This is a genomic window from Desulfolutivibrio sp., assembly GCF_036584575.1.
In the GTDB taxonomy this organism is placed as follows: Bacteria; Desulfobacterota; Desulfovibrionia; order Desulfovibrionales; family Desulfovibrionaceae; genus Desulfolutivibrio.
Window position 1 is genome coordinate 12030 of the sequence record NZ_JAZHDB010000209.1, and the last position, 20516, is coordinate 32545.

A 20516-nucleotide genomic window follows, 5' to 3' on the forward strand; every position below is an offset into this window, starting at 1 on the left:
GAGGACCAGATGGTTTTCACCTGGCTGCAGGCGGCGCTTCTTATTTTCATTGCTGCTGGGCTGGCCTTCGCCGCAGGCCCCCTTCTGGGTTCCATCCTCCTGGCTCCCAAGTCGGTCGGCGGGGCCATAGGCGAGCCCTTCGAATGCGGCATCCCCACCCACGGCAGTTCCCTGACCCGGTTCGGCATCAACTATTATTTCTACGCCATCGTGTTTTTGGCCTTCGAGGTGGACATCCTGTACCTGTTCCCCGTGGCCACGTGGTTCAATCATTCGGTCGGCTTCGCCCCGGTGTGGAAGATTCTGGTCTTCCTTGGCGTCCTGGGCCTGGCCGTCGTCTATTTCCAGCGCAAGGGAGTGTTCGAATGGCCCCGCAGGATCCAAATCTCGCCTCGTCCGTAAGGGGCATCGTCCCGGCGGTCACCGACGTCGAACCGGCGTTGGTGAACATGTCCCCGGTGCAACGCATCGTGGACGTGTGTCGGGCCATGTCCATCTGGCCCATGACCTTCGGTCTGGCCTGCTGCGCCATCGAAATGATGGCCGTGGGCATGGCCCGGTTCGACATCGCCCGGTTCGGGGCCGAGGTGTTTCGCCCCTCGCCGCGCCAGTCGGATCTGATGATCGTGGCCGGCACCGTGAACCGCAAAATGGCCCCGGCCGTGGTGCGGCTTTACGAGCAGATGCCCGCCCCCAAGTGGGTCATGGCCCTGGGCAACTGCGCCATCTCGGGCGGCCCGTTCAAGTGTCCGGGACAGTACGCCGTGGTCGAGGGCGTGGACAATCTCATCCCCGTGGACATCTACGTTCCCGGATGCCCGCCCCGCCCCGAGGCCTTGCTTGAGGGCCTCTTTCAGATCCAGTACAAAATCACCGGCCGCCGGTGGTGGCCCGTTCCCAAGGGCATGCCCCGCGGCAAAGCGGAGGTCGCATGATCCCCGCATGGATATCCCAAATCGGCGCCGACTGCGTGGTGCCCCTGGACCATGCCCGCACCGGGCAGACCGCCAGCCTGCTGGTTGATCGGGAAAAGATCGAAAACGCCTGCCAGGTGTTGTGGGATCAGGGCTATCACATCGAGAGCCTGGCCGCCTGCGACGTGCTGGAGGGGTTTGTGGTCCGGTATCACTTCGACCACTGGACCGAACCCGGCCGTTTGACCCTGCGGGTCAGCGTGCCCCGGGACGACGCCTGCATCCCCACCGTCTCCAAGATCTTTCCCGGAGCGGATTGGCACGAACGGGAGTGTCACGACTTCCACGGCGTGGTCTTTACCGGCCATCCCAATCTGCACGCCCTGCTTTTGCCCGACGACGACACGCCTCCGCCGCTGGTCAAGTCCGAAAAGGCCCGCAAGAGCCGCACGGACGTCCTTCCTCTGGAATATCTGGTGGATTGCGCCCCCTCCGCCGAGGGACAGGCCATCGCCAAACCCGCTTCCGGCGATGCCGGGGCACAGGCCAAAGGGTAGCCGCCATGCGCGATCACACTGCGGCTGCCGCCGCATCCAAGCCCCCCGTGGACACCTCTTTGTGGGGCGACTCCTACGCCGCCCGGTTCGAGCCCGATCCTTCCGGTGAACGGATGATCGTCAACATGGGCCCCCAGCACCCCTCCACACACGGGGTTTTGCGGGTCTTGCTGGAGCTTGACGGCGAATACATCGTTCGCGCCGAACCCGTGCTCGGCTACATCCACCGCATGCATGAATGGATGGCCGAAAACCGGACCTACGCCCAGTTCATCCCCAATATGGGCCGGGTGGACTATCTGCACGCCCTGGCCTGGAACTGGGCCTATGTGGGCGCGGTGGAACGGCTGGCGGGCATGGAAGTGCCCGAACGGGCCGAGTACATCCGGGTCATCACCTGCGAACTGAACCGGATCAGCTCCCACCTGTTGTGGTGGGGGGCCTATCTGCTCGATCTTGGGGCGTTTACCCCCATCATGTACGCCTTCGACGACCGGGAACGCATCCTGGACATCCTCCAGATGGTCACGGGGTCACGGCTGACCTATTCGTCGTTCACCTTCGGCGGGGTATCCATGGACCTGCCGCCCCAGTTCATCCCGAAGACCCGTGAATTCATCGCCACCCTGCGCGGCAGGCTGCCCATGTTCAAGGATCTGGTCACGGACAACGGCATTTTGCGCGGCCGTTGCGAGGGCATAGGCATCCTCGATCTGGACACCGCGCGCCGCTACGGGGCCACTGGGCCCTGCCTGCGCGGCTCCGGACAGCCCTACGACGTACGCCGGGCCGAGCCGTATTCCATCTATGACCGGTTCGAGTACCGCATTCCCACGGAGTCCGCCTGCGACGCCATGGCCCGCTACTACGTCCGGTTGTGCGAGATCGACGAGAGCCTGTCCATCGTGGAGCAGGCCATGGACAGCATCCCCGACGGTCCCATCCAGGGCAAGGGGCCGCGCAAGATCCGGCCGCCCAAGGGCGAGGCCTGTTTCGCCGTGGAGGGCGCCCGGGGGAAAATCATGGTCATGGTGCAAAGCGACGGCGGTCCCAATCCGTATCGGGTCAAGCTGCGCGCGCCAGGCTTCTCCAACCTGAGCCTTTTTGCCGAGCTGGCCCAGGGAACGCTTTTGTCCGACGCCGTGTCCATCCTGGGCAGCCTTGACCTCGTCATCCCGGAGATCGACCGATGAGCATGACCATAAGCCTCGCCGATCCATTGGTGCGCCTCATTTTGGCCCTGGTCGGCATCTTCGCCTTCGTGGCCCTGAACGGACTTGTCCTGGTGTATGTCGAACGCAAGGTGGCCGGTTTCTGCCAGCGCCGCCCCGGCCCCCTGCACGTCGGTCCCCAGGGGCTCATCCAACCGTTGGTGGACGCCCTCAAACTCGTGGGCAAGCAGCTTTTAACGCCCCCCAAGGGCGACCCCATCCTTTTCTGGGCCGCCCCGCTTTTGGCCTTTCTCCCCGTGGCCCTGTGCTTTTTGCCGCTTCCCTTCGACGCCAGCCTGAAGGCCATCGACTTAAATCTCGGACTGGTGCTGATCCTGGCCTTTTCCGGGGTCAACGTCATCGCCCTGTGTCTGGCCGGGTGGGGTTCGGGCAACAAGTGGGGCATCCTGGGCGCGGCCCGGGCCGTGGCCCAGTCCGTGGCCTACGAGGTGCCGCTGCTCCTGTCTGTCCTAGCCGTAGCCTTCATGTCCGGCTCGCTGGATCTGTTCGTCGTGACCGAGTCCCAGGGGGCCTGGCCGTGGCAATGGTACGCCATGAAAAACCCCTTGGCCTTCCTCATTTTCATCATCTGCGCCGTGGCCGAGACCAACCGTGCCCCCTTCGATCTTCCCGAGGCCGAATCGGAACTGACGGCCGGGTTTCATACGGAATATTCCGGCATGGGTTTCGGTCTGTTCTTTTTGGCCGAATACGCCAACATGATCGTGGTCAGCGGCGTGGCCGCCGCCCTGTTTCTGGGCGGCTACCAAGGGCCGGTGGCCTCCGGAATCTGGTGGTTTCTGGCCAAGCTGTACGCCATCCTGCTTTTGATCATCTGGTTGCGTTGGACCTATCCCCGGGTCCGTTTCGATCAGCTCCTCAATTTAAGCTGGAAGCGGCTCACCCCCGTCGCCCTTGTTGTCTTGGCCTGCACGGCCGTGGCCGTGCGCCTGGGAGGATAGTCCATGAGCGTTTCGAATTCCTGCAAAGATGCCTGGAACTACGCCAAGAGCCTTTTGATCGGGCTTGGCGTGACCGGAAAAAATTTCGTCAAGCCGACCATCACGGTGATCTATCCCTGGCAACAGGTGGACAATCTGTCCACTTTCAGGGGCCATGTGGAGCTGATCCCCAAGGATGACGACCCTTTCACTCCGCGTTGTGTTGCCTGCGGAGCCTGTGCGGACGCCTGCCCGTCGCACTGCCTGACCGTGGTCGCCCCGCCCAAAACACCCAAGCCCAAGGCCGATGCCCCGGCTGCGGCGCTGGTCGAAGGGCGGGTCATTCCTAAAACCGAAAAAGCCGCAGCCCCGGAAAAATCTCGCGCCCCGGTGCAGTTTTTCCTGGACTATTCGCTGTGCAGCCTGTGCGGTCAATGCGAACGCGTCTGTCCTGCGAAATCCCTGCGGTTCTCGAACAATGTCTACCTCACCGGCCGCAGCCGCGAGGATTTCAGGATCGACCTCCTGGCCAGGATGAAAAACCAGGGAGCCGGGCAGCCTGCCCCGTCGCGTCCGAAAACTCCGGAAACCGCGCCGGTCTCTGAAAAAGAAAAGGAGCCCGCATGAGCAAGTATCTGATCATGCTCGACCAAAATCGTTGTATCTCCTGCCACGCCTGCGAGGTACACTGTCAGATGAAAAACCGTGTCCCGGCGGATGCCCGGCTGGGTAAGCTGGTCACGGTGGGGCCCGTCTCCCATGAAGGCAAGCCGCGCATGCTCAACCTGTTCATGCCCTGCTTCCAGTGTGAGCGCCCCTGGTGCGTCACCGCCTGTCCCACCGGGGCCATGACCCGACGGGAGAGCGACGGCATCGTTTACGTCCAGGAAGACCTCTGCGTGGGCTGCAAGGCCTGCATCAAGGCCTGCCCCTGGCAGGTGCCGCAGTGGAACGACTACACCGGACGGGTGATGAAATGCGACTATTGCCGCGACCGCATCGATGTCGGGGAAAAGCCCGCCTGCGTCGCGGGATGCACGTCCCACGCCCTGTCCTTTGTACGACCCAACGAGGCCTCGGCCCATACTCGCGAAGATTACGCCCGGCGCATCCTGTTGCGCCATCCCTAGCTCGTTCTGTCAGCCTGAGAGGGGCCCCGGACTTGTGTCTGCGGCCCCTCGGGTTAACACATTTCTCCAAAAATTCGCCCTTTCCACGGTGCAGATTGGCCCATCGGAACCGTGAGGCCGCTCTATCGTTTTCCCAGCCTTGTTCCTGGGCATGTTGCTTTTTTGGAACGCACCCCGACCTCTTGAAGAAGGATCGCGGAGGCCTTTCTGTTCCAAACGGCATATGTGACAAAATTCACATAACGTCCCCTGATTCTTTTGGAAACAAGGTGCGTTTCTCCGTTTTCCTTGAGAAAAAAAGAACTTGGAAACACTCTTGACAGTTTCCCCTACCCGATGGTCTATGGGGATACTTCAGAGGTTGCGACTGTATGCAACGCATGTTGCATTGCATCGTGACAACAGGCCGATCCCCGCTTCGGGCGCCAAGCACAAGGAGCAAGTGCGGAGGAGTCAGGCCAAGGATTCGCCTGAAAAGGGTTTGCTGAGCACCTTTCAGGAAGTTGTCCCACGGGATGCACCTTTCGCCTTGGAGTGGACCGAAAACAGGCGTAACGCGGCGGGGAATCCGCATTGCGGGCATTTTGGGCCACACTTGGGAAAGGATTCCGTGGCGTCGTCGGGCAGGGCAGGGCCTGACGGCACGGGCGAGACACCGGCGCCTGATGGTTTGCAATGCGGGTCTGCCGGGCAGGCAGGGCAACCCGGGCTGTTTCGTCGGCCGGGACCGGTTCCCGGAGGCGTGGGCGGAGAAAACCGAGAACGGATGAACGTGCAAGCAAGGAGGAGTGACGTGCGCAATTCCAGAAACATGTTTTTGGTGCTTGGCATTGTGGCTGCGGTCATGTGCCTGTGGCTGGAGCCGGCCTGGGCCGACAAGCTGAGCGACGCCATCGCCAAGGCCCCCCAGGGCGCGGACGCAGGGCAGATCGATCCCAGCAAACCCACCGGTTTCCTGGGCATCCCCGGGGCGCCCCAGGTGAACATGATCCTGGCCTTCGTGTGGGCCGTGTGGGTCGGCTGGATCTTCTCCACCGTGGGCGCCTTCGGCGGCGTCATGGCCGGTGTGGGCCACATTTCCGTGTTCGGCTTCGGCAACTACGCCAAAGGCTTCAAGACGACGGCCCCCGAACTGAACAAACTGGTCACCGACTCCATCCGGACCTCCAACCAGTGGTTGGTGGGGCTTTCGGCGCTCATTTCCTCCTGGAACTACTACCGCATGGGCCGTCTGGTGCTGCCCCTGGCCATCGCCCTGGGCATTGGTTCCATCATAGGAAGCTATAGTTCCGTCGCCTTGACAGCAGGCAAGGTATCTTTCTCGGCCTACCAGGGTTATTTTGGCCTGTTCGTCCTGGCCCTTGGCTGTTATCTGTTTTATGAAACCACCCCGGCAGGTCAGGCCGGCAAGCAGAAGACCAAGGCTGCGGTCAAGGCCTTCGAAGAGACCGTCAAAAAGCAGAAGTCCGGTGAGAAGGTGGATACCAAGTCCCTGGGCGTGAAGACCACCTCGTTTAGCTTCACCAAGGTGTCCTTTACCTTCTACGGCGTGGAATTCTCCTTCAACCCGCTCATCCCGCTTCTGGGCGGCATCGTCATCTCCGCTGTCGCGGCCTTTTTGGGCGTCGGCGGCGGATTCATCCTGGTGCCCTTCCTGACCAGCGTGGCCGGCCTTCCCATGTACCTGGCCGCCGGCACCTCGGCCCTGGCCGTCCTGGTGTCCATGATCACCTCCATCGCCAAGTTCATGGGTGGCGGCACGCCCATCGACTGGACCCTGATCGGCCTGGAACTGGTGGGCGTTGTGGTCGGCTCGGTCATCGGCCCCAAGACCTCCAAGTACATCCCGGAAGTCTGGCTCAAGCGCCTGTTCATCGTCCTGGCCCTGTACGTGGGCATCGACTACACCCTGCGCGGCTTCTTTAATTTCCGGATTTTCGGTTAACATGCAACGTCCTGTGCTCGCGGCCCCGGAACCTTCCCGGGGCCGCGTCACGCCCTGGCCGACGACGACACACCCTTCGTCGTCGGCCTTTTTTATACCGCCATTCGCCCTTTTCTCGACGTTGACCGTGTGCTAATCTGCATGGAAAGGCCATCCGCCTTCCTGGAGCCGACATGGACTATTTGTCTTACGCGTACCACCTGATCGATGCCTTCCTCATCTTCTTTTTCCGCATTCCGGACAGCGCGGCTGTCGGTTTCTATGTCGGCTGCGCCTGTCTGGCCGCCATGGTCGTGTTTGTGGGCGACATCAGCCAGGCCCTGGCCCACAGGTTCAATCTTTCCCATTTTCAGTCCCAGACCAGGGACATGGTGCATCTGCACAACCTGTCCATCAAGGCCCTGCGCCAGGGCGACAAAGAAAATTACAAGGCCGCCAACAAACTGGCCAACGACACCTTCGGCAAATCCTTTTTCACGCGGGCGGCCCTTTTCACCGTGTCCATCTGGCCCCTGCCCTTCGCCATGGGCTGGCTGGCCGAGCGTTTCCAGGGAGTGGACATCCCCCTGCCCCTGCTGGAAAAGACCGTCGGCTATAACGCCGTGTTTCTGTCCGCCTACATCCTGACGCGCATCGCGTATTCCCGAATCAAACCGAAAATTGGATTCCTGCGCCGCCTGGACCCGGCCCTGGGTCCTCCCCCGGAAGACCAGGAGGAACCCATCCCCTGGCTCGACGTGATCAATGAGGCCATGCCTCCCAAAAAAAAGGGGAGAAAAAAAACGGCAGACGCCTCGCCCGACGCGGGGTAACAGGTACGGCGCCAGAATCCGGGAAGGACTTGACGAGGGAAACACGGCAAGACGTGAAAGGAGCCGATCCAAAGCGGCCGCACACTTGAGGCGGCCCTGGAATGAAAACGTGGCGTAGCGCCGCCCGCAGTGTTCAAACCTGGACAAGTCGCGGGATTTACGGGGGACGGCCTCCCTGCCGGACTGTCGGGCATTCCGCCTGACCCATGACCCCGGCCATATGCCGCTGGAGCGCCCATGCGCCGCCTGTGTCTCTATTTGGTCGTGATCCTGGCCCTTGCGGGCTTTGGGTGCAGCGAGGAAGAACCCGCCTTCACGGTGAATCTGTCCCGGCGTGTGGAAACCTCCGTGTCCGTGCCCAAGCGGGCCGTGACCTACGCCTACCTGCCCCAATACGCCCACACCGTCTCCTACGAACGCCATCGCCTGCTGGTGGAATATCTGCAAAAGGCCACGGGCCTGCCCATCCGCCAGATCTTTCCGGATACCTTCGACGAACACATTAAAATGGTGGAACGCGGCGAAATAGACATCTCCTTTTCCAATCCTTTCGTGTACATCCGCATGGCCGCCGCCGGGGCCAGGGCCTTTGCCCGGATCATCGAGCCCACGGGCACGCCCGAATTTTACAGCCAGATCATCGTGCGCAAGGACAACCGATACATCGAGAAAATCACGGACTGCCGCGGCAAACGCTGGCTGGCCGTGGACCCGTCGTCGGCGGGAGGCTATCTCTACGCCTTGGGGGAATTTCTCGACAACGGCATCCGTCGTGAGGATTTCGGCGAAATCGCCTTCGCACCCGGCCCCGGGGGGAAGCAGGAGAAGGTGGTCATGGCCGTCTACGCCGGGGCCTACGACATCGGGTCCGTCCGAGACGGGGCGCTTCCCCTGCTCAAGGACAAAATCGACCTGTCCCAGATCCGCATCCTGGGCGAGTCCAAAAGGTACCCGGGTTGGGTCTACGCCCACCGCCCGGGACTTGATCCGGAGGTGGTGAACAAGATCTCCCGGGCCATGTTCGCCCTGTCCATGGAACGCCCCGACGATGCGATCATCCTGCGCACGGCGGGCATGCGCGGCATCATACCGGCCGTGGACGCGGATTATGCCCCGGTGCGCGAGCTGGCCGGGAAACTCGGGCTGGAAACCCTGGAGGCCATCCGGTAGTGCGCGTCCTGGACAAGCTCAAATTCAGCACCAAGATCAACCTGGGCTCACTTTTGATCGTGACCCTGATCGCCCTGCCTCTGGCCTTCGTGGTCAGCCGCATGGCCGCTGAAGCACTGATCGACGAGACCAAGAAACGCGGCATGGTCATCTCCGAGAACCTGGCCTCCCGGGCCGCTGACTCCATGCTGGCCATGGACCTTCTGCGCCTGAAAAACATGGTGGACGAATACAAAGGCGTGCAGGACATCGTCTACGCCTTCATCACCGACCGCGACGGCAACGTCATGGTTCACACCTTCGTGCAGGGCTTTCCCGTGGAGCTTTTGGCCGCCAACGAGGCTGCGGACGGCATCCCGGCCAACGTCCGCCTGCTTTTTACCGGCCGCGACTACATCTACGACTTCGCCGCCCCCATCATGATCGTGGGGGCCCGCTTCGGCACCGCCCGGGTGGGTCTTTCGCGCGCCCAGACCCAGAACTCCGTCAATCGTCTGGTCTTTTTCATCTTCACCCTCTCGGGCGCGGCCCTGGTCCCGGCCATCCTGTTCAGCTCCCTGTTCGCCAGACAGGTCACCCGGCGCATCGGTCTTTTGCGGGAACATGCCGAAGAGGTGGTCAAGGGTAACCTGGACATGCGCACCGGCCCCGTCGTGGCCGCAAACTGCTGGGAAATCATGAACTGCGATCTGACCCACTGTCCTGCTTACGGCGACACCCGCAGGCGGTGCTGGTACCTGGCCGGGACGCTGTGCCCCGATTGCTCCGATGCCGAGGACGGGGACAAGGAGGAGTCGTGCAAGGACTGCCCGGTCTACAACCGCAACAAGGGCGACGAGATCCAGGATCTGGCCGAGACCTTCGACGTCATGGCCTTGAGCCTCAAGACCCACCTGGAGGAGCTCAAGCAGGCCGAGGGCGTGCTCACCCGGCAGGAACAGCTGTTGCGCACCATCTTGGACGCCACCCCCGACTACGTGTGCCTGATCGGTGACAACCTGAAATACCTGTCCGTGAACAAGGCCTTTGCCGACTATGTGGGCCGCACGGCCCATGACATCGAGGGACTTTCCGAATTCGACCTGTTCCCCGAGGCCGAGGCCAAGATCACGCGTGAGGAGGATCTGCGCGTGGTGCGCACGGGCCTGCCCTTTGACCGTGAAAAACGCGCCCGGCTCGGACAGCGGGACATGTGGCTGCATGTCGTGCGGGCCCCGGTCTTCGACAAGGACGGGCGGGTCATGGGCCTTTTACGCACGGCCCGGGACGTGACCCAGCTCAAGCTCTTCCAGGAACAGCTCATCCAGTCCCAGAAGATGGAATCCGTGGGCAAGCTGGCCGGGGGCGTGGCCCATGAGATCAACACCCCCCTGGGCGTGATTTTGGGATATGCCCAACTCCTTCAGGAGGAAGTGGACAAAGACAGCCAGATATATGAAGATTTAAAAATCATGGAAAAGCAGGCCAAGGTCTGCCGGAAAATCGTGGCCGATCTCCTGGGTTTTTCCCGGCAGACGGACAGCGCAAAGCTGGAGATGTGTTTCAACAACTCGCTTATGGAGGCCATAAGCCTGGTGCGGCACACCTTCGGCTTGGACAAGGTCTACATCATGACCGATCTCGATGAACGCATGCCCATCATCTACGGCGACCCGGAAAAGCTCAAGCAGGTGTGGATCAACCTCCTGACCAACGCCCGCGACGCCATGAGCGACAGCGGCGGACTGCTGTTGGTGCGCTCCCGCCTGGATTCTCCGGCCCAGAAGGTGACGGCCTGGTTCGCGGACACGGGTTCGGGCATCGATTCCGACAACCTGCAAAAGATTTTCGACCCGTTTTTCACCACCAAACCCGTGGGGCAGGGGACGGGCCTCGGTTTGTCCGTGTCCTTTGGCATCATTGAGGATCACGACGGCTCCATCACCGCCCAGAGCCCCGTGCCCAAGGGATTTTTCAACCAGGATGCGGTGGAGGCCCCGGGACGCGGCCCGGGCACGGTCTTTGTCGTGGATCTTCCCCTGGACCATGCGGAAACCCTGGAATCGGATCACGTTCTTGACAAAGGAAGGAAATAAATGGCCGACATCATTGTTTTAGACGACGTCATCGATGCCGGAGTGCTCATCAAGCGCATCCTGGAACGAAAAGGGCACGGCGTCACGGTCTTCACCGAAGAGGAAGAGGCCTTGACGCACATCGGCAAGGCCAAGCCGGACATGGCCATCCTGGACATCAAGCTCAAGAAGATGACCGGCGTGGAGGTTCTGGAGGAAATAAAAAAACGGTCGCCCGCCACCCGGGTCATCATGCTCACGGGCTATCCCACCTTGGAGACGGCCCGGGAATCGGTACGCCTGGGGGCCTGCGAATACTGCGTCAAGCCCATCGACAAGGACGAACTGGAGCGCAAAGTGGCCGAGGCCTTGGAAAACGCTTGAACCGGCAACCGGGAAGACGCGACATGTCCCTTACCCAGCTTTTCCGTCACTGGTCCTACCAGATCTTTGCCCCGGGCATCCTTTTGCGTGAGAAATACAACGCCTTCAAGGAACTGTTGCGCTACGACGACCTGTGCCTGGACATCATCGCCGAGATCGAGGATATCCACTACGGCAACGAGCACGCCGACTGGGCGCGCATCGTCTGGCTCTGCAAGCGGTTAAGCTCCGCCGTGGAGCATCTCACGGCCCAGTTGACGCTTTTGTCACCGGCCAAATACGTAGACCTGCCCGAATACGCCCGCAAGATCGATTTCTACGTGCGCATGGCCCTGGACGTACCCGTACCCGACATGTCCCCCCCCTATCTCCTGACCCTGGACGAGGCCGCCGCACATCCCGAACTGGTGGGCGGCAAGGCCGCCGCCCTGGGACGGCTCCACGCCAACGGCGGCATCCCGTGTCCGCCGGGGGTCGTGGTCACGGCCGGGGCCTTCCGGTACATCCTGGAGGCCTCGGAACTTCGGCCCAAGCTCGACGCCAAGCTGCGCAAGGTGATCCTCTCCAAGCCCGACGAGATGGCCGGGCTGGCCGCCGAGTTGCGCCAGATGGTCCTGTCCATCCATATCCCCGAGGACATTGCCGGACCCCTGCGCCAGGCCGCCGAGGACATGGCCCGGGTCGGAAACGGGCTTTTGGCCGTGCGCAGTTCGGCCCTGGCCGAGGACGGACAGGCCTCCTTCGCCGGACAATACGAAAGCGTGCTGTCCGTGAAACCCGAGGAGGTGATTCCGGCCTACAAGGCGGTGCTGGCCTCCAAATACGGTCCCCGGGCCCTGACCTACCGGGTCTTAAGCGGCCTGTCCGACGAGGAAACGTCCATGGCCGTTTTGATCATGCCCATGATCGAGGCCAAGTCCGCCGGCGTGCTGTACACCCTGGACCCGGGCGGACCGATGCAGGGACGCGAGGTCATGGGGGTCTATGCCGCCAAGGGCCTGGGCACGGCCGTGGTGGACGGATGCATCATCCCCGAATCCGTGGTCCTGACCAGGGGAAAACACCCCCGCGTCCTGGTCCGCGATCCGGACCCCGAGGCCATGGACGCCCCGGAAACGGCCCTGCCTGACGAGGCCGCCGAACGGCTGGCGGAAATCGGGCTGCGCCTGGAATCGCTCTTCGGCCGCCCCCAGGATGTGGAATGGGCCATGGACAAGGCCGCCGACCTCTTCATCCTGCAAAGCCGGGACGTAAACGCCGATCCGCAGCACGCCGATCCGGAGGCCGCCGACGCCGAGGATGGCTTCGGGGCCTATGTGGACGATGGCCAGCCGGGCAAAGACGTCTCCGGCGATCTCCCCACGCCCCTTCTGACCGGCGGAGGGAGGGTGTCAAACGGCGTGGTCGCGGGACGGGCCGTGCATGCCCAGACGGTCATCGAGGTCTCGGCGATTCCGGCCGGGGCGATTCTTCTGACCCCCACGCTTTCACCGGCGCTGGCCAGGCTGGCCGGGAGGGTGGCCGGGGTGGTCGCGGCGGCAGGCAGTCGGGCGGGGCATTTCGCCTCGGTGGCCAGGGAGTTCGGACTGCCCGTGGCGGTCTTTGGCCCGGAAATCTTCACGCACATCCCTGACGGCCAGGAGATCACCCTGGACGCCGACGCCGGGAAGGTGTTCCCCGGCCGGGTGGAAAGCCTGATCGGGGCGGCGGCCGACACCGGCCCCAAAAAGATCACCCCCCTGGGAACCCGCCTGGAAAAAATCATCCCCCTGGTGGCCAGACTGACGCTGACCGACCCGGAATCCCCGGATTTCGCCCCGGCGAACATGCGCTCGATCCATGATGTCGTGCGGTTCGCGCATGAAAAAAGCGTAGCTGAGATGTTTTCCCTGGTGGGCCGCGGCGGACGCGGGCTGGCCTCGGCCAAACGCCTGAAAACCCCGCTGCCTTTCACCATGTACATCCTGGATCTGGGCGGCGGCCTTTTCGAAGGCATGGCGGGTTCCCCCACCGTCACCCCGGGGGAAATCAAGAGCGCGCCCATGTGGGCCGTGTGGTCCGGATTGACCTCGCCCCAGGCCTCCTGGGACGACGATGCCCAGTTCGTGGACTGGGAGGAGCTCGACCGCATAAGCGGCGGCATCTTCAGTGGCAAATCCCGGCTTCTGGCCAGTTATGCGGTCATTTCCGCCAACTACGCCCACCTCATGATCCGTTTCGGCTACCACTTTTCGGTGCTGGACACCGTGTGCGGACCCGAAGACAAAAACAACTACATCAACTTCCGGTTCAAAGGCGGCGGCGGCGCCCTGGATCAACGCCTGTCGCGCATCGAGTTCATCTCCCGGGTGCTCACCCATTTCAGCTTCACGGTGACCATCAAGGGCGACATGCTCGATGCCCGCATGGCCCGGGAAAACGAGGTCATCATCCAGAAACGGCTGGCCATGCTCGGCTACCTCCTGGCCCGAACCAAACTTATGGACATCACCCTGTCTGCGGACACGGACATGCGAGCCCTGGTGGGCGATTTCCTGGACAAGACCGACCGGTAACGCCCCATGACGCGCCCCCGCCATGCCTACGAACTGACCTTCGTCACGCCGCATCTGGCAGTGGGGCATGCGCCCATGACCAGGGAGCAGTTGGATTCCCTCAAGGCGCAGGGCATCGGCGCCATCCTCAACCTGTGCGCCGAGTTCTGCGATCTGCACGAACTCGAATCCCAGGCCGGGTTCGAGGTCTATTATCTGCCCATCCCCGACGAACAGGCCCCTCCCCTGGCGGAGTTGGAGAAGGCCCTGGCCTGGATCGACGAGGCTGTCTATCTGGGACGCAAGGTGCTCATCCACTGTCGGCACGGCATCGGCCGCACGGGGACGGTCTTAAACGCCTACCTGCTGCGCCGGGGCATGGGCCACAGCCTGTCCGCCCGCATCCTGAAACCCTTGCGTTCCAAACCCACCAATTTCGATCAGTGGTGGACCATCCGAAAATACGGCCGGGCCAGCGGGCGGCTGACCATCCGCGAACCCACCCTGGAATCCAAACACCTGGTGGATCTGGGGCCGTTTTTCTACGACTATGAGGGCCTGTGCGCCCTGGCCGAGGAATACGCCCCGGAGGGGGGCCGCTGCGGCCGGGAGCATGTCCGGTGTTGCGCCACCCCGGTGAACCTGACGTTCATCGAGGCCGTCTACATCAGCCACGCCCGAAACGTGACCATGTCCAGCCAGATGCGGCTGGACGTCATCGACCGGGCCGTGGAGGCGGCCAGGCGGGAACGCGAGGCGACCGCCAGCGAAACCCCCCATGCAGCGGCGGGGGGGTTCTGCCTGTCCGATGTCGGGGCCGAGTGTCCCCTGGTCGAGGACGGAAAATGCCTGCTTTTCGAATACCGTCCCTTGCAATGCCGCACCTTCGAGATCGCCGCCGAGGCCAAGGCCACCTTGTGGGAAACCCTGGGACCGGCCGTGGAGACCCTCTCCCGGCAGGCCTATTTCGCCTTTACCTCGGAGCTGGACGAGGAACCGCCGCGCTTCGGGCTGCCTGACGTGGTTTCAGGTCGCTACGTGCAGACCTTCTTCCACCGGCTCTTGAAAAAATTATCGCCGTCTGAGCCCGACCGCACAAAACTCTTCCCGGGTTGACCGCCTCGGCGCAATGGCCCTACACTGCTTCTTTGCCGCTCCCGATCTGCAACCCGGGGCGGACACCCCACGAAAGGAGCATGGCATGGCACAGGATTTTCGCACCCTTCTCACGGAACTCGAACGCCCGAAAGGCGACGACGAGCGCTGGTTCGGGGATATCCGCATCGGGGACTGGTTTTATATGTCCATCCAGGCCGGGCCGGACCAGGAAAGCATCCCCCGGACCACGGTCGGCCCCATGGACTACGAGGCCTTCGAGGTCTCCCTGCAGACCGTGCATGGCGTCATTTCCTACGGCAAATGGGGGGTGTGGGAGCAATTGTCCAAAATGCCCTGGGCGGCCCGATTCCACAAGGAAACGCCCATGCTCATGGTGGCGGGCGAATTGCCCGTGGCCGAGGTGCAACGGGTCTACGAGGATCTCCTGGAATTTGCCCGCGTCCATCCGGTGCCGTGACCGATCCGGGACAGGAGGCGCGAACCTTTACGCACACGGAGGATCATCCCCATGCGCATGGCGCTTGCCGCTGCCTGTATGACCCTGGCCGCCACAATCTTGTCTCCCCTCCACGCCTCCCGGGTCCAGGCCCAGCCGGAGGCCCCGGCCCTGGTCCGGGAACGCTGCACAGCCTGCCACAGTCTGAGCCGGGTGCGGGAGAGACTCGGCAAAAACAGCGAGAAAGACTGGGCCGATTACATCGGGCGCATGCAAAAGCGCGGCGCCCGGGTGGATGACGCACAAAAGGCGGCCATGGCCGCCTTTCTCTCCACACTGGCCTCTGGCGACGCCCTGTGACGCGCCTGCGCGCGACGATCTTTTTTCTGGCGCCCATGGGTCTGGCCTGTGCGGCCCTGGCCCTGGCCCTGGCCCTGCCCCAGGTCTTCGCCGGAGAAGACCGGCTTCGCGCCGTGGCCAACCTGGCGGCGCTTACGGCCCTGACGTGCATCCCGCTGCTGTTTCTTCTGGGCGCGCGAAGCCCGCTGGCGGTCCAGGCCCTGGGCCTTCCCCGGACCTTTCGGGTCCACAAGGCCCTTGGGCTGGCCTTTCCGGCCCTGCTGGCGGTCCACGCCGGACTCCACGTCTTCCGCTTCGCCAGAGCCATGGGGCTTTCGTTTCCCCAGGCCGCCCTGGACGTCCCCAACACCTGGGAAATGGTTTTGGGCAAGGCGGCCCTGGCGCTTTTTTTTGCGGCCTGGGGCGCGGCGTGGCTTGGAACCTCGGGACGCCTGCCCCGCCGCATCTGGCGGCCCGTGCATCTGGCGGCGTACCTGGCCGCGCCTGCGGCCTTTGTCCACGCCCTGTTCCGGGGTGAAGACATGACCCGGGGCTGGCTTTTTGCGGTCTGGATCGTGGCCGCCGCCACCTGGCTTATGGCCGTGGGCTGGCGGGCGCTCCGGGCCCGGTCGGCCCCATATTGAGCATCGCGACATCCGGGCATGCGGATTTCGAAAGTCATCCCCTCAAAGACTTCCGCCTTTCGCAAAACACGGACGCATTTCAACCGCAACGCCAGCCCGTCCGGGGCCCTACCTAGGGCAAAAACTTCACGTTGATCTCAAGGCCCTCGATGATCAGCCCCACTTCTTCCAGGCGGTTGATCATGTCCTGGCGCAGGCTGCGCTCCAGGAGATTGACGTCGAGGTCCGCCAGATCCGGGCCTTCCACGCTCGCGTCGCCGACAATCTTGACCTCATACATGCGATTTCCCCTCTTTTTCATCAATGTTCGGTACGTGGGGACGTGGCGGGCAGCAACGGGCAGGGCATGACCGTTCCGTCCGTCCCCGGTTGTCTGGTGGCCTGTTTTATGACAGAGAGCAACAAAAAGCTCAAAGGAAGGCATGCCATGGACATCGTCACGGACAACGAATATGTGGCCTTTATCGGCCCGGAGGCACACAAATATCTCCCCAGGTTCAGAATGTTCGACGATCTGGCTGGCAACTTCAAGGCCACCTGGAACTGGTCCGCGTTTTTTTTCACCTTCTGGTGGCTCTTGTACCGCAAGCTGTATGCCTATGCCGCCCTGGTCTTTGTGCTGTCGTTCGTCCCATACCTCAACTTCGCCGTCATGATCGCCTCGGGCGCGGTCGGATATTTCCTGTGCTACCGCAAGGCCCGCACGGATATCGTCCGGCTTAAGCAGGCCTTTCCCGGGATGGACGTCGCCATGCGTTGCGCCGAACTTGGCGGCGTGCACCGCTTCGTCATCTGGGTGGGCATCCTGGTTTCCGTCCTGTGCATCCTGGCGGCCCTGACGCTGGGTGTCGTCGGGTCCATGCTGGGGGAATAGCCTTCCGTCGCCTGTTTCCGCATCTTTGCATCAAAGGCCGCCCCACGCCTCCCGGGGCGGCCTTTTTCTTCGGATCGATTCTTGCTTAATTCATCCGTACCGACGCGACGCCTCCGGCCCGATGCAGCCATATCCGGCCAGGGACAACATGTTGTGACCCGTTCTCGGGGAACGAACATGGCCCACGGGGTGCTGAAATGACGTCGCATTGACGCTATGTCGCATTTTCTGTACCCGGCCCGGCCGGATGCGACGCCAGGCGACCTGATGATGAACGAGACCGACACCCAAGGATGCCCGAAAAATGGACGACGACAGGGACAGGGCGGACACATGCGATGCGGCGACTGGCCGCTACCGGGTGCTTCTGGCCGAGGACTGTGAAAGCTCCCGGCTGGCCATGGAAATGTGCCTGCGTCATGCCGGATGCGAACCCCAAGGGGCGCGCAACGGTCGCCAGGCCCTGGAATTCTTTGTTTCAAACCCGTTCGACATGGTGCTCATGGATCTGGAAATGCCGGACATGGACGGCCATGAGGTCACGGCCTGCATCCGGGCCATGGAACGCGAACGCCGTCTGCCGCCGACCCCGATCATCGCCCTGACCGCCCATGACGATCCCGCACATCGGGAAATCTGCCGTCAGACCGGGTTTGACGGCTACATGGTCAAGCCCGCCAGCACCGACACCATCCGCCGCATGGTGGCGGCCCTGTGTCGGCCGCCCGACACGCCCTCCTGACGAAATCCCTGCGGCGCAGTCTCTTTCGCCGTTCACGTTGCCACGCCCCCTCCGGATTGATACCGTGGTTTCTCTCACCCTTTCCCGGAGGCCCCCAAATGACCGACAAACCCATCCTGGTGACAGGCGCCACCGGCTATGTGGGCGGACGCCTGGTTCCCAAGCTCCTGGACGCCGGACGCCGGGTGCGGGCCGTGGGCCGCTCCCTGGACAAGCTGGGGGCCAGGCCGTGGGCCGCCCATCCAGGCGTGGAATTGGCCGCCGCCGATCTCTTTGACCTGGAGTCCACCCGGGCGGCGCTTCGCGGCTGCGACACCGCCTACTATCTGGTGCACTCCATGCGTCCCGGCAAGCACGACTTCGCCGCCGACGACCGCCATGCCGCCCTGATCATGGCCCGGGCCGCCCGGGAAGGGGGACTCACGCGCATCATCTACCTGGGGGGACTGGGCGAAGAGCGGGAGGATTTAAGCCACCACCTCAAGTCCCGCCACGAGGTGGCGCTGATTCTGTCCCACGGCGGCGTCCCCCTGACCCATCTGCGTGCGGCCATGATCCTGGGCTCGGGCAGCGCCTCCTTCGAACTTTTGCGCTACCTGGGCGACCGCCTGCCGGTCATGCTCACCCCGGCCTGGGTGCGCACCCGCTGCCAGCCCATCGCCGTCACCAACGTCCTGGGCTACCTCACGGGCTGCCTGGACGAACCCCGCACCTTGGGCCGCACCTTCGACATCGGCGGCCCTGACGTGCTCTCCTACCAGGATCTCTTCCGCATCTACGCCGAGGAGGCCGGGCTGCCGCGCCGCCTGATCATCCCCGTGCCGGTCATGACCCCCCGACTTTCGGGCTACTGGGCGCAACTGGTCACCCCCATCCCGGCCTCCCTGGTCATCCCCCTGGTGGAGGGCCTACGCAATGAGGTCGTCTGCCAGGATCACGCCATCCGGGACATCATCCCCCAGAATCTGCGCACCTGCCGGGAGACCATCGCCCGGGCGTTGGAGAAAATCCGCCAGAACACGGTGGAGACTTGCTGCACCGACGCCGGGTGCGTGGCGCCGCCCGAATGGCTGACCGTGGGCGACGCGCCCTATGCCGGGGGCACGGTGCTGCAATGCGGCTACCGGGTGCGCATCGCCTCGGAACCGGAAGACCTATGGCGCGCCCTGGCCAAAATCGGCGGGGAAACCGGCTGGTATTACGGCGACATGCTGTGGCGGCTGCGGGGATTTCTGGACAAGCTTTTCGGCGGGGTGGGCCTGCGCCGGATGCGCATTTTCCCGGACAACCTGCGCGTGGGCGACCCCTTGGACTTCTGGCGCATCCTGACCGTGGAGAAAAACCGCCGACTGGTCCTTCTGGCCGAAATGAAACTTCCCGGCGAGGCCCTGCTGGAATTTCAACTGCTGCGCGTGGGCGACAACCAGACCGAACTCACCGCCCATTCCCGGTTCCTGCCCCGGGGCCTGGGCGGGCTCCTCTACTGGTACGCCACCTATCCCCTGCACCAACTCGTCTTCTCGGGGATGCTTTCGGGGTTGGCCCATGCCGCCGGAAAACCCCTGCTGGGACGTCCCGAACGCTTCACCCCGCTACGCTGATTCAGCCTGGGGCTGGCCCATGGCGGTCGGCCCCATCCCCTTTTCAACGATCCGTGGAGCAGCCGCCCCGCTCACATCGGCAAAAGGCCCGCCAGGTGCGGCACGCACAGGCGCGCGTTTGGTTCAGGAAAGGCCGGAAGGATTTCTCCGGCCACCTAACAGGCTGTGATCCCAGACAAAAAAGAATCTTCCGGCACTGCTCCCGCAAAAATCGCACAGTCCACGATTCGTGGAATATTTCGCCCTCCCGCCGTCATCCCGGCACTTGCGGCAAAAGCCTTGGCCCTGGCCCCTTTCCGGACTCCCGCCGTTTTGCTGTTCCATGATCCGTGGAACGTTCAGCTCGGATTCCTGCCCCCGGTCGGCGGCCCGGCCAGGGAAGGTATTCTCCAACACGCTGTTTTTCATGTCGTTATCCAGGACGCCCATACGGCGACCCATCTTTTTTCTCCCATTGACGCCGCCCGGCACGGCGGTTGCTTTAAGAGAGTCATCCACAAGGGAAAAATTTCAAATTCGATAAAAGGAGAACGGCCATGTTGAACAAGATCATGAACTTCGTGCGTGATGAGGAAGGGGCTTCGGCAGTGGAATACGGACTTCTGGCTTCGCTGATCGCCGCCGTCATCGTGCTCGCCGTGACCACCCTGGGCACCACGCTTCGCAGCACCTTCGAGGAAATCAACACCGGCATCGGCGGCTAAGACGATAGCGGCTCGGACGACCCGACCGGGGAGGCCCGGGAAACCGGGTGGGAGGATCGTCCGGGCGCAGCAAACCCTCCGCGCAGAATATCACGTCGAAAGACCGCCAGGGAGCGGTCTTTCGACGTTTTTTTAATTGTTTCGATGCGAGGTCTGCATCCGCTTGAAGATTTCGGCCTGCTTGGAGCCCGGGGAACTGGCCCCGGCGCATCCGAGCATTCCCGCCACAAAGACCACCGCCAGACTCAACGCCACGATGCGCTTCCAGGGCTTCATTCCGAATCCTCCTGGGAAACGTCCCGCCGCCGCATGGCACGACTGCGGCGCAGGTCGCCTTTCCGCCTGTTTTGCATGCCATACGACATCGCGGCTCTCTTTTCCAGCCTTGTGCCCGTTCCCCTCGCG

At 63.0% G+C, this 20516-nt stretch carries 23 protein-coding genes; 21 read left to right on the plus strand and 2 right to left on the minus strand.

What is annotated here, in order from left to right; all coding sequences use genetic code 11:
- Window positions 1–9 precede the first annotated feature (9 nt).
- The 17 genes from V3572_RS15095 to V3572_RS15175 all read left to right on the plus strand — a co-directional run bounded on the left by V3572_RS15095 (window position 10) and on the right by V3572_RS15175 (window position 16190).
- Window positions 10–402, plus strand: coding sequence for an NADH-quinone oxidoreductase subunit A (locus V3572_RS15095; RefSeq protein ID WP_332111849.1), 393 nt, complete (start codon window positions 10–12; stop codon window positions 400–402).
- Window positions 366–935: an NADH-quinone oxidoreductase subunit B gene (locus V3572_RS15100; protein ID WP_332111850.1), complete on the plus strand. Its 570-nt coding sequence runs from the start codon at window positions 366–368 to the stop codon at window positions 933–935. Before V3572_RS15095 ends, V3572_RS15100 begins: the two co-directional genes overlap by 37 nt.
- Window positions 932–1471: an NADH-quinone oxidoreductase subunit C gene (locus V3572_RS15105; RefSeq protein WP_332111851.1), complete on the plus strand. Its 540-nt coding sequence runs from the start codon at window positions 932–934 to the stop codon at window positions 1469–1471. Before V3572_RS15100 ends, V3572_RS15105 begins: the two co-directional genes overlap by 4 nt.
- 5 nt (window positions 1472–1476) lie before the next feature.
- Complete coding sequence (locus V3572_RS15110; protein WP_442877389.1) at window positions 1477–2664, plus strand: NADH-quinone oxidoreductase subunit D; 1188 nt, start codon at window positions 1477–1479, stop codon at window positions 2662–2664.
- Window positions 2661–3644 (plus strand): NADH-quinone oxidoreductase subunit NuoH, encoded by a 984-nt coding sequence (nuoH, locus tag V3572_RS15115; RefSeq protein WP_332111852.1) that lies wholly within the window; start codon window positions 2661–2663, stop codon window positions 3642–3644. Before V3572_RS15110 ends, nuoH begins: the two co-directional genes overlap by 4 nt.
- Before the next feature lie 3 nt (window positions 3645–3647).
- Window positions 3648–4250, plus strand: coding sequence for a 4Fe-4S binding protein (locus V3572_RS15120; RefSeq protein ID WP_332111853.1), 603 nt, complete (start codon window positions 3648–3650; stop codon window positions 4248–4250).
- A complete protein-coding gene (locus V3572_RS15125) occupies window positions 4247–4753 on the plus strand; it encodes a 4Fe-4S dicluster domain-containing protein (RefSeq protein WP_332111854.1) in 507 nt (168 codons plus the stop codon). Before V3572_RS15120 ends, V3572_RS15125 begins: the two co-directional genes overlap by 4 nt.
- Window positions 4754–5546: 793 nt before the next feature.
- On the plus strand, window positions 5547–6698 hold the full coding sequence (locus V3572_RS15130) for a sulfite exporter TauE/SafE family protein (RefSeq protein WP_442877390.1): 1152 nt from the start codon (window positions 5547–5549) through the stop codon (window positions 6696–6698).
- A gap of 173 nt (window positions 6699–6871) precedes the next feature.
- Window positions 6872–7510 carry a hypothetical protein gene (locus V3572_RS15135; protein WP_332111855.1) on the plus strand — a complete coding sequence of 213 codons (639 nt, stop codon included), beginning with the start codon at window positions 6872–6874 and terminating at the stop codon, window positions 7508–7510.
- Between the two features lie 237 nt (window positions 7511–7747).
- A complete protein-coding gene (locus V3572_RS15140; protein WP_332111856.1) occupies window positions 7748–8680 on the plus strand; it encodes a phosphate/phosphite/phosphonate ABC transporter substrate-binding protein in 933 nt (310 codons plus the stop codon).
- Complete coding sequence (locus tag V3572_RS15145) at window positions 8680–10755, plus strand: ATP-binding protein (protein ID WP_332111857.1); 2076 nt, start codon at window positions 8680–8682, stop codon at window positions 10753–10755. The genes V3572_RS15140 and V3572_RS15145 overlap by 1 nt, the downstream gene beginning before the upstream one ends.
- On the plus strand, window positions 10756–11118 hold the full coding sequence (locus V3572_RS15150) for a response regulator (RefSeq protein ID WP_332111858.1): 363 nt from the start codon (window positions 10756–10758) through the stop codon (window positions 11116–11118). It begins immediately after the preceding gene.
- A gap of 23 nt (window positions 11119–11141) precedes the next feature.
- Window positions 11142–13673 carry a PEP/pyruvate-binding domain-containing protein gene (locus V3572_RS15155; RefSeq protein ID WP_332111859.1) on the plus strand — a complete coding sequence of 844 codons (2532 nt, stop codon included), beginning with the start codon at window positions 11142–11144 and terminating at the stop codon, window positions 13671–13673.
- Between the two features lie 6 nt (window positions 13674–13679).
- Window positions 13680–14768, plus strand: coding sequence for a protein-tyrosine phosphatase family protein (locus tag V3572_RS15160; RefSeq protein WP_332111860.1), 1089 nt, complete (start codon window positions 13680–13682; stop codon window positions 14766–14768).
- A gap of 85 nt (window positions 14769–14853) precedes the next feature.
- Window positions 14854–15228 (plus strand): hypothetical protein, encoded by a 375-nt coding sequence (locus V3572_RS15165; protein WP_332111861.1) that lies wholly within the window; start codon window positions 14854–14856, stop codon window positions 15226–15228.
- A 51-nt stretch (window positions 15229–15279) separates the two neighbouring features.
- Window positions 15280–15567 (plus strand): hypothetical protein, encoded by a 288-nt coding sequence (locus tag V3572_RS15170; RefSeq protein ID WP_332111862.1) that lies wholly within the window; start codon window positions 15280–15282, stop codon window positions 15565–15567.
- On the plus strand, window positions 15564–16190 hold the full coding sequence (locus V3572_RS15175) for a ferric reductase-like transmembrane domain-containing protein (protein ID WP_332111863.1): 627 nt from the start codon (window positions 15564–15566) through the stop codon (window positions 16188–16190). Before V3572_RS15170 ends, V3572_RS15175 begins: the two co-directional genes overlap by 4 nt.
- 112 nt (window positions 16191–16302) lie before the next feature.
- Here V3572_RS15175 and V3572_RS15180 read toward each other — a convergent pair whose 3' ends face one another.
- On the minus strand, window positions 16303–16470 hold the full coding sequence (locus V3572_RS15180) for a hypothetical protein (RefSeq protein WP_332111864.1): 168 nt from the start codon (window positions 16468–16470) through the stop codon (window positions 16303–16305).
- Window positions 16471–16617: 147 nt separating this feature from the next.
- Here V3572_RS15180 and V3572_RS15185 point away from each other — a divergent pair, with 147 nt between their 5' ends.
- From V3572_RS15185 to V3572_RS15200, 4 genes are all read left to right on the plus strand, one after another.
- Window positions 16618–17064: a DUF2628 domain-containing protein gene (locus V3572_RS15185; protein ID WP_332111866.1), complete on the plus strand. Its 447-nt coding sequence runs from the start codon at window positions 16618–16620 to the stop codon at window positions 17062–17064.
- A 304-nt stretch (window positions 17065–17368) separates the two neighbouring features.
- The gene (locus tag V3572_RS15190) at window positions 17369–17806 is read left to right on the plus strand and encodes a response regulator (protein ID WP_332111867.1); all 438 of its coding nucleotides are present in this window, start codon (window positions 17369–17371) and stop codon (window positions 17804–17806) included.
- A 98-nt stretch (window positions 17807–17904) separates the two neighbouring features.
- Window positions 17905–19407 carry an SDR family oxidoreductase gene (locus V3572_RS15195; protein WP_332111868.1) on the plus strand — a complete coding sequence of 501 codons (1503 nt, stop codon included), beginning with the start codon at window positions 17905–17907 and terminating at the stop codon, window positions 19405–19407.
- A gap of 536 nt (window positions 19408–19943) precedes the next feature.
- The gene (locus V3572_RS15200; protein WP_163302088.1) at window positions 19944–20111 is read left to right on the plus strand and encodes a Flp family type IVb pilin; all 168 of its coding nucleotides are present in this window, start codon (window positions 19944–19946) and stop codon (window positions 20109–20111) included.
- Between the two features lie 132 nt (window positions 20112–20243).
- Here V3572_RS15200 and V3572_RS15205 read toward each other — a convergent pair whose 3' ends face one another.
- Window positions 20244–20387: a hypothetical protein gene (locus V3572_RS15205; RefSeq protein WP_332111869.1), complete on the minus strand. Its 144-nt coding sequence runs from the start codon at window positions 20385–20387 to the stop codon at window positions 20244–20246.
- Window positions 20388–20516: the final 129 nt, after the last annotated feature.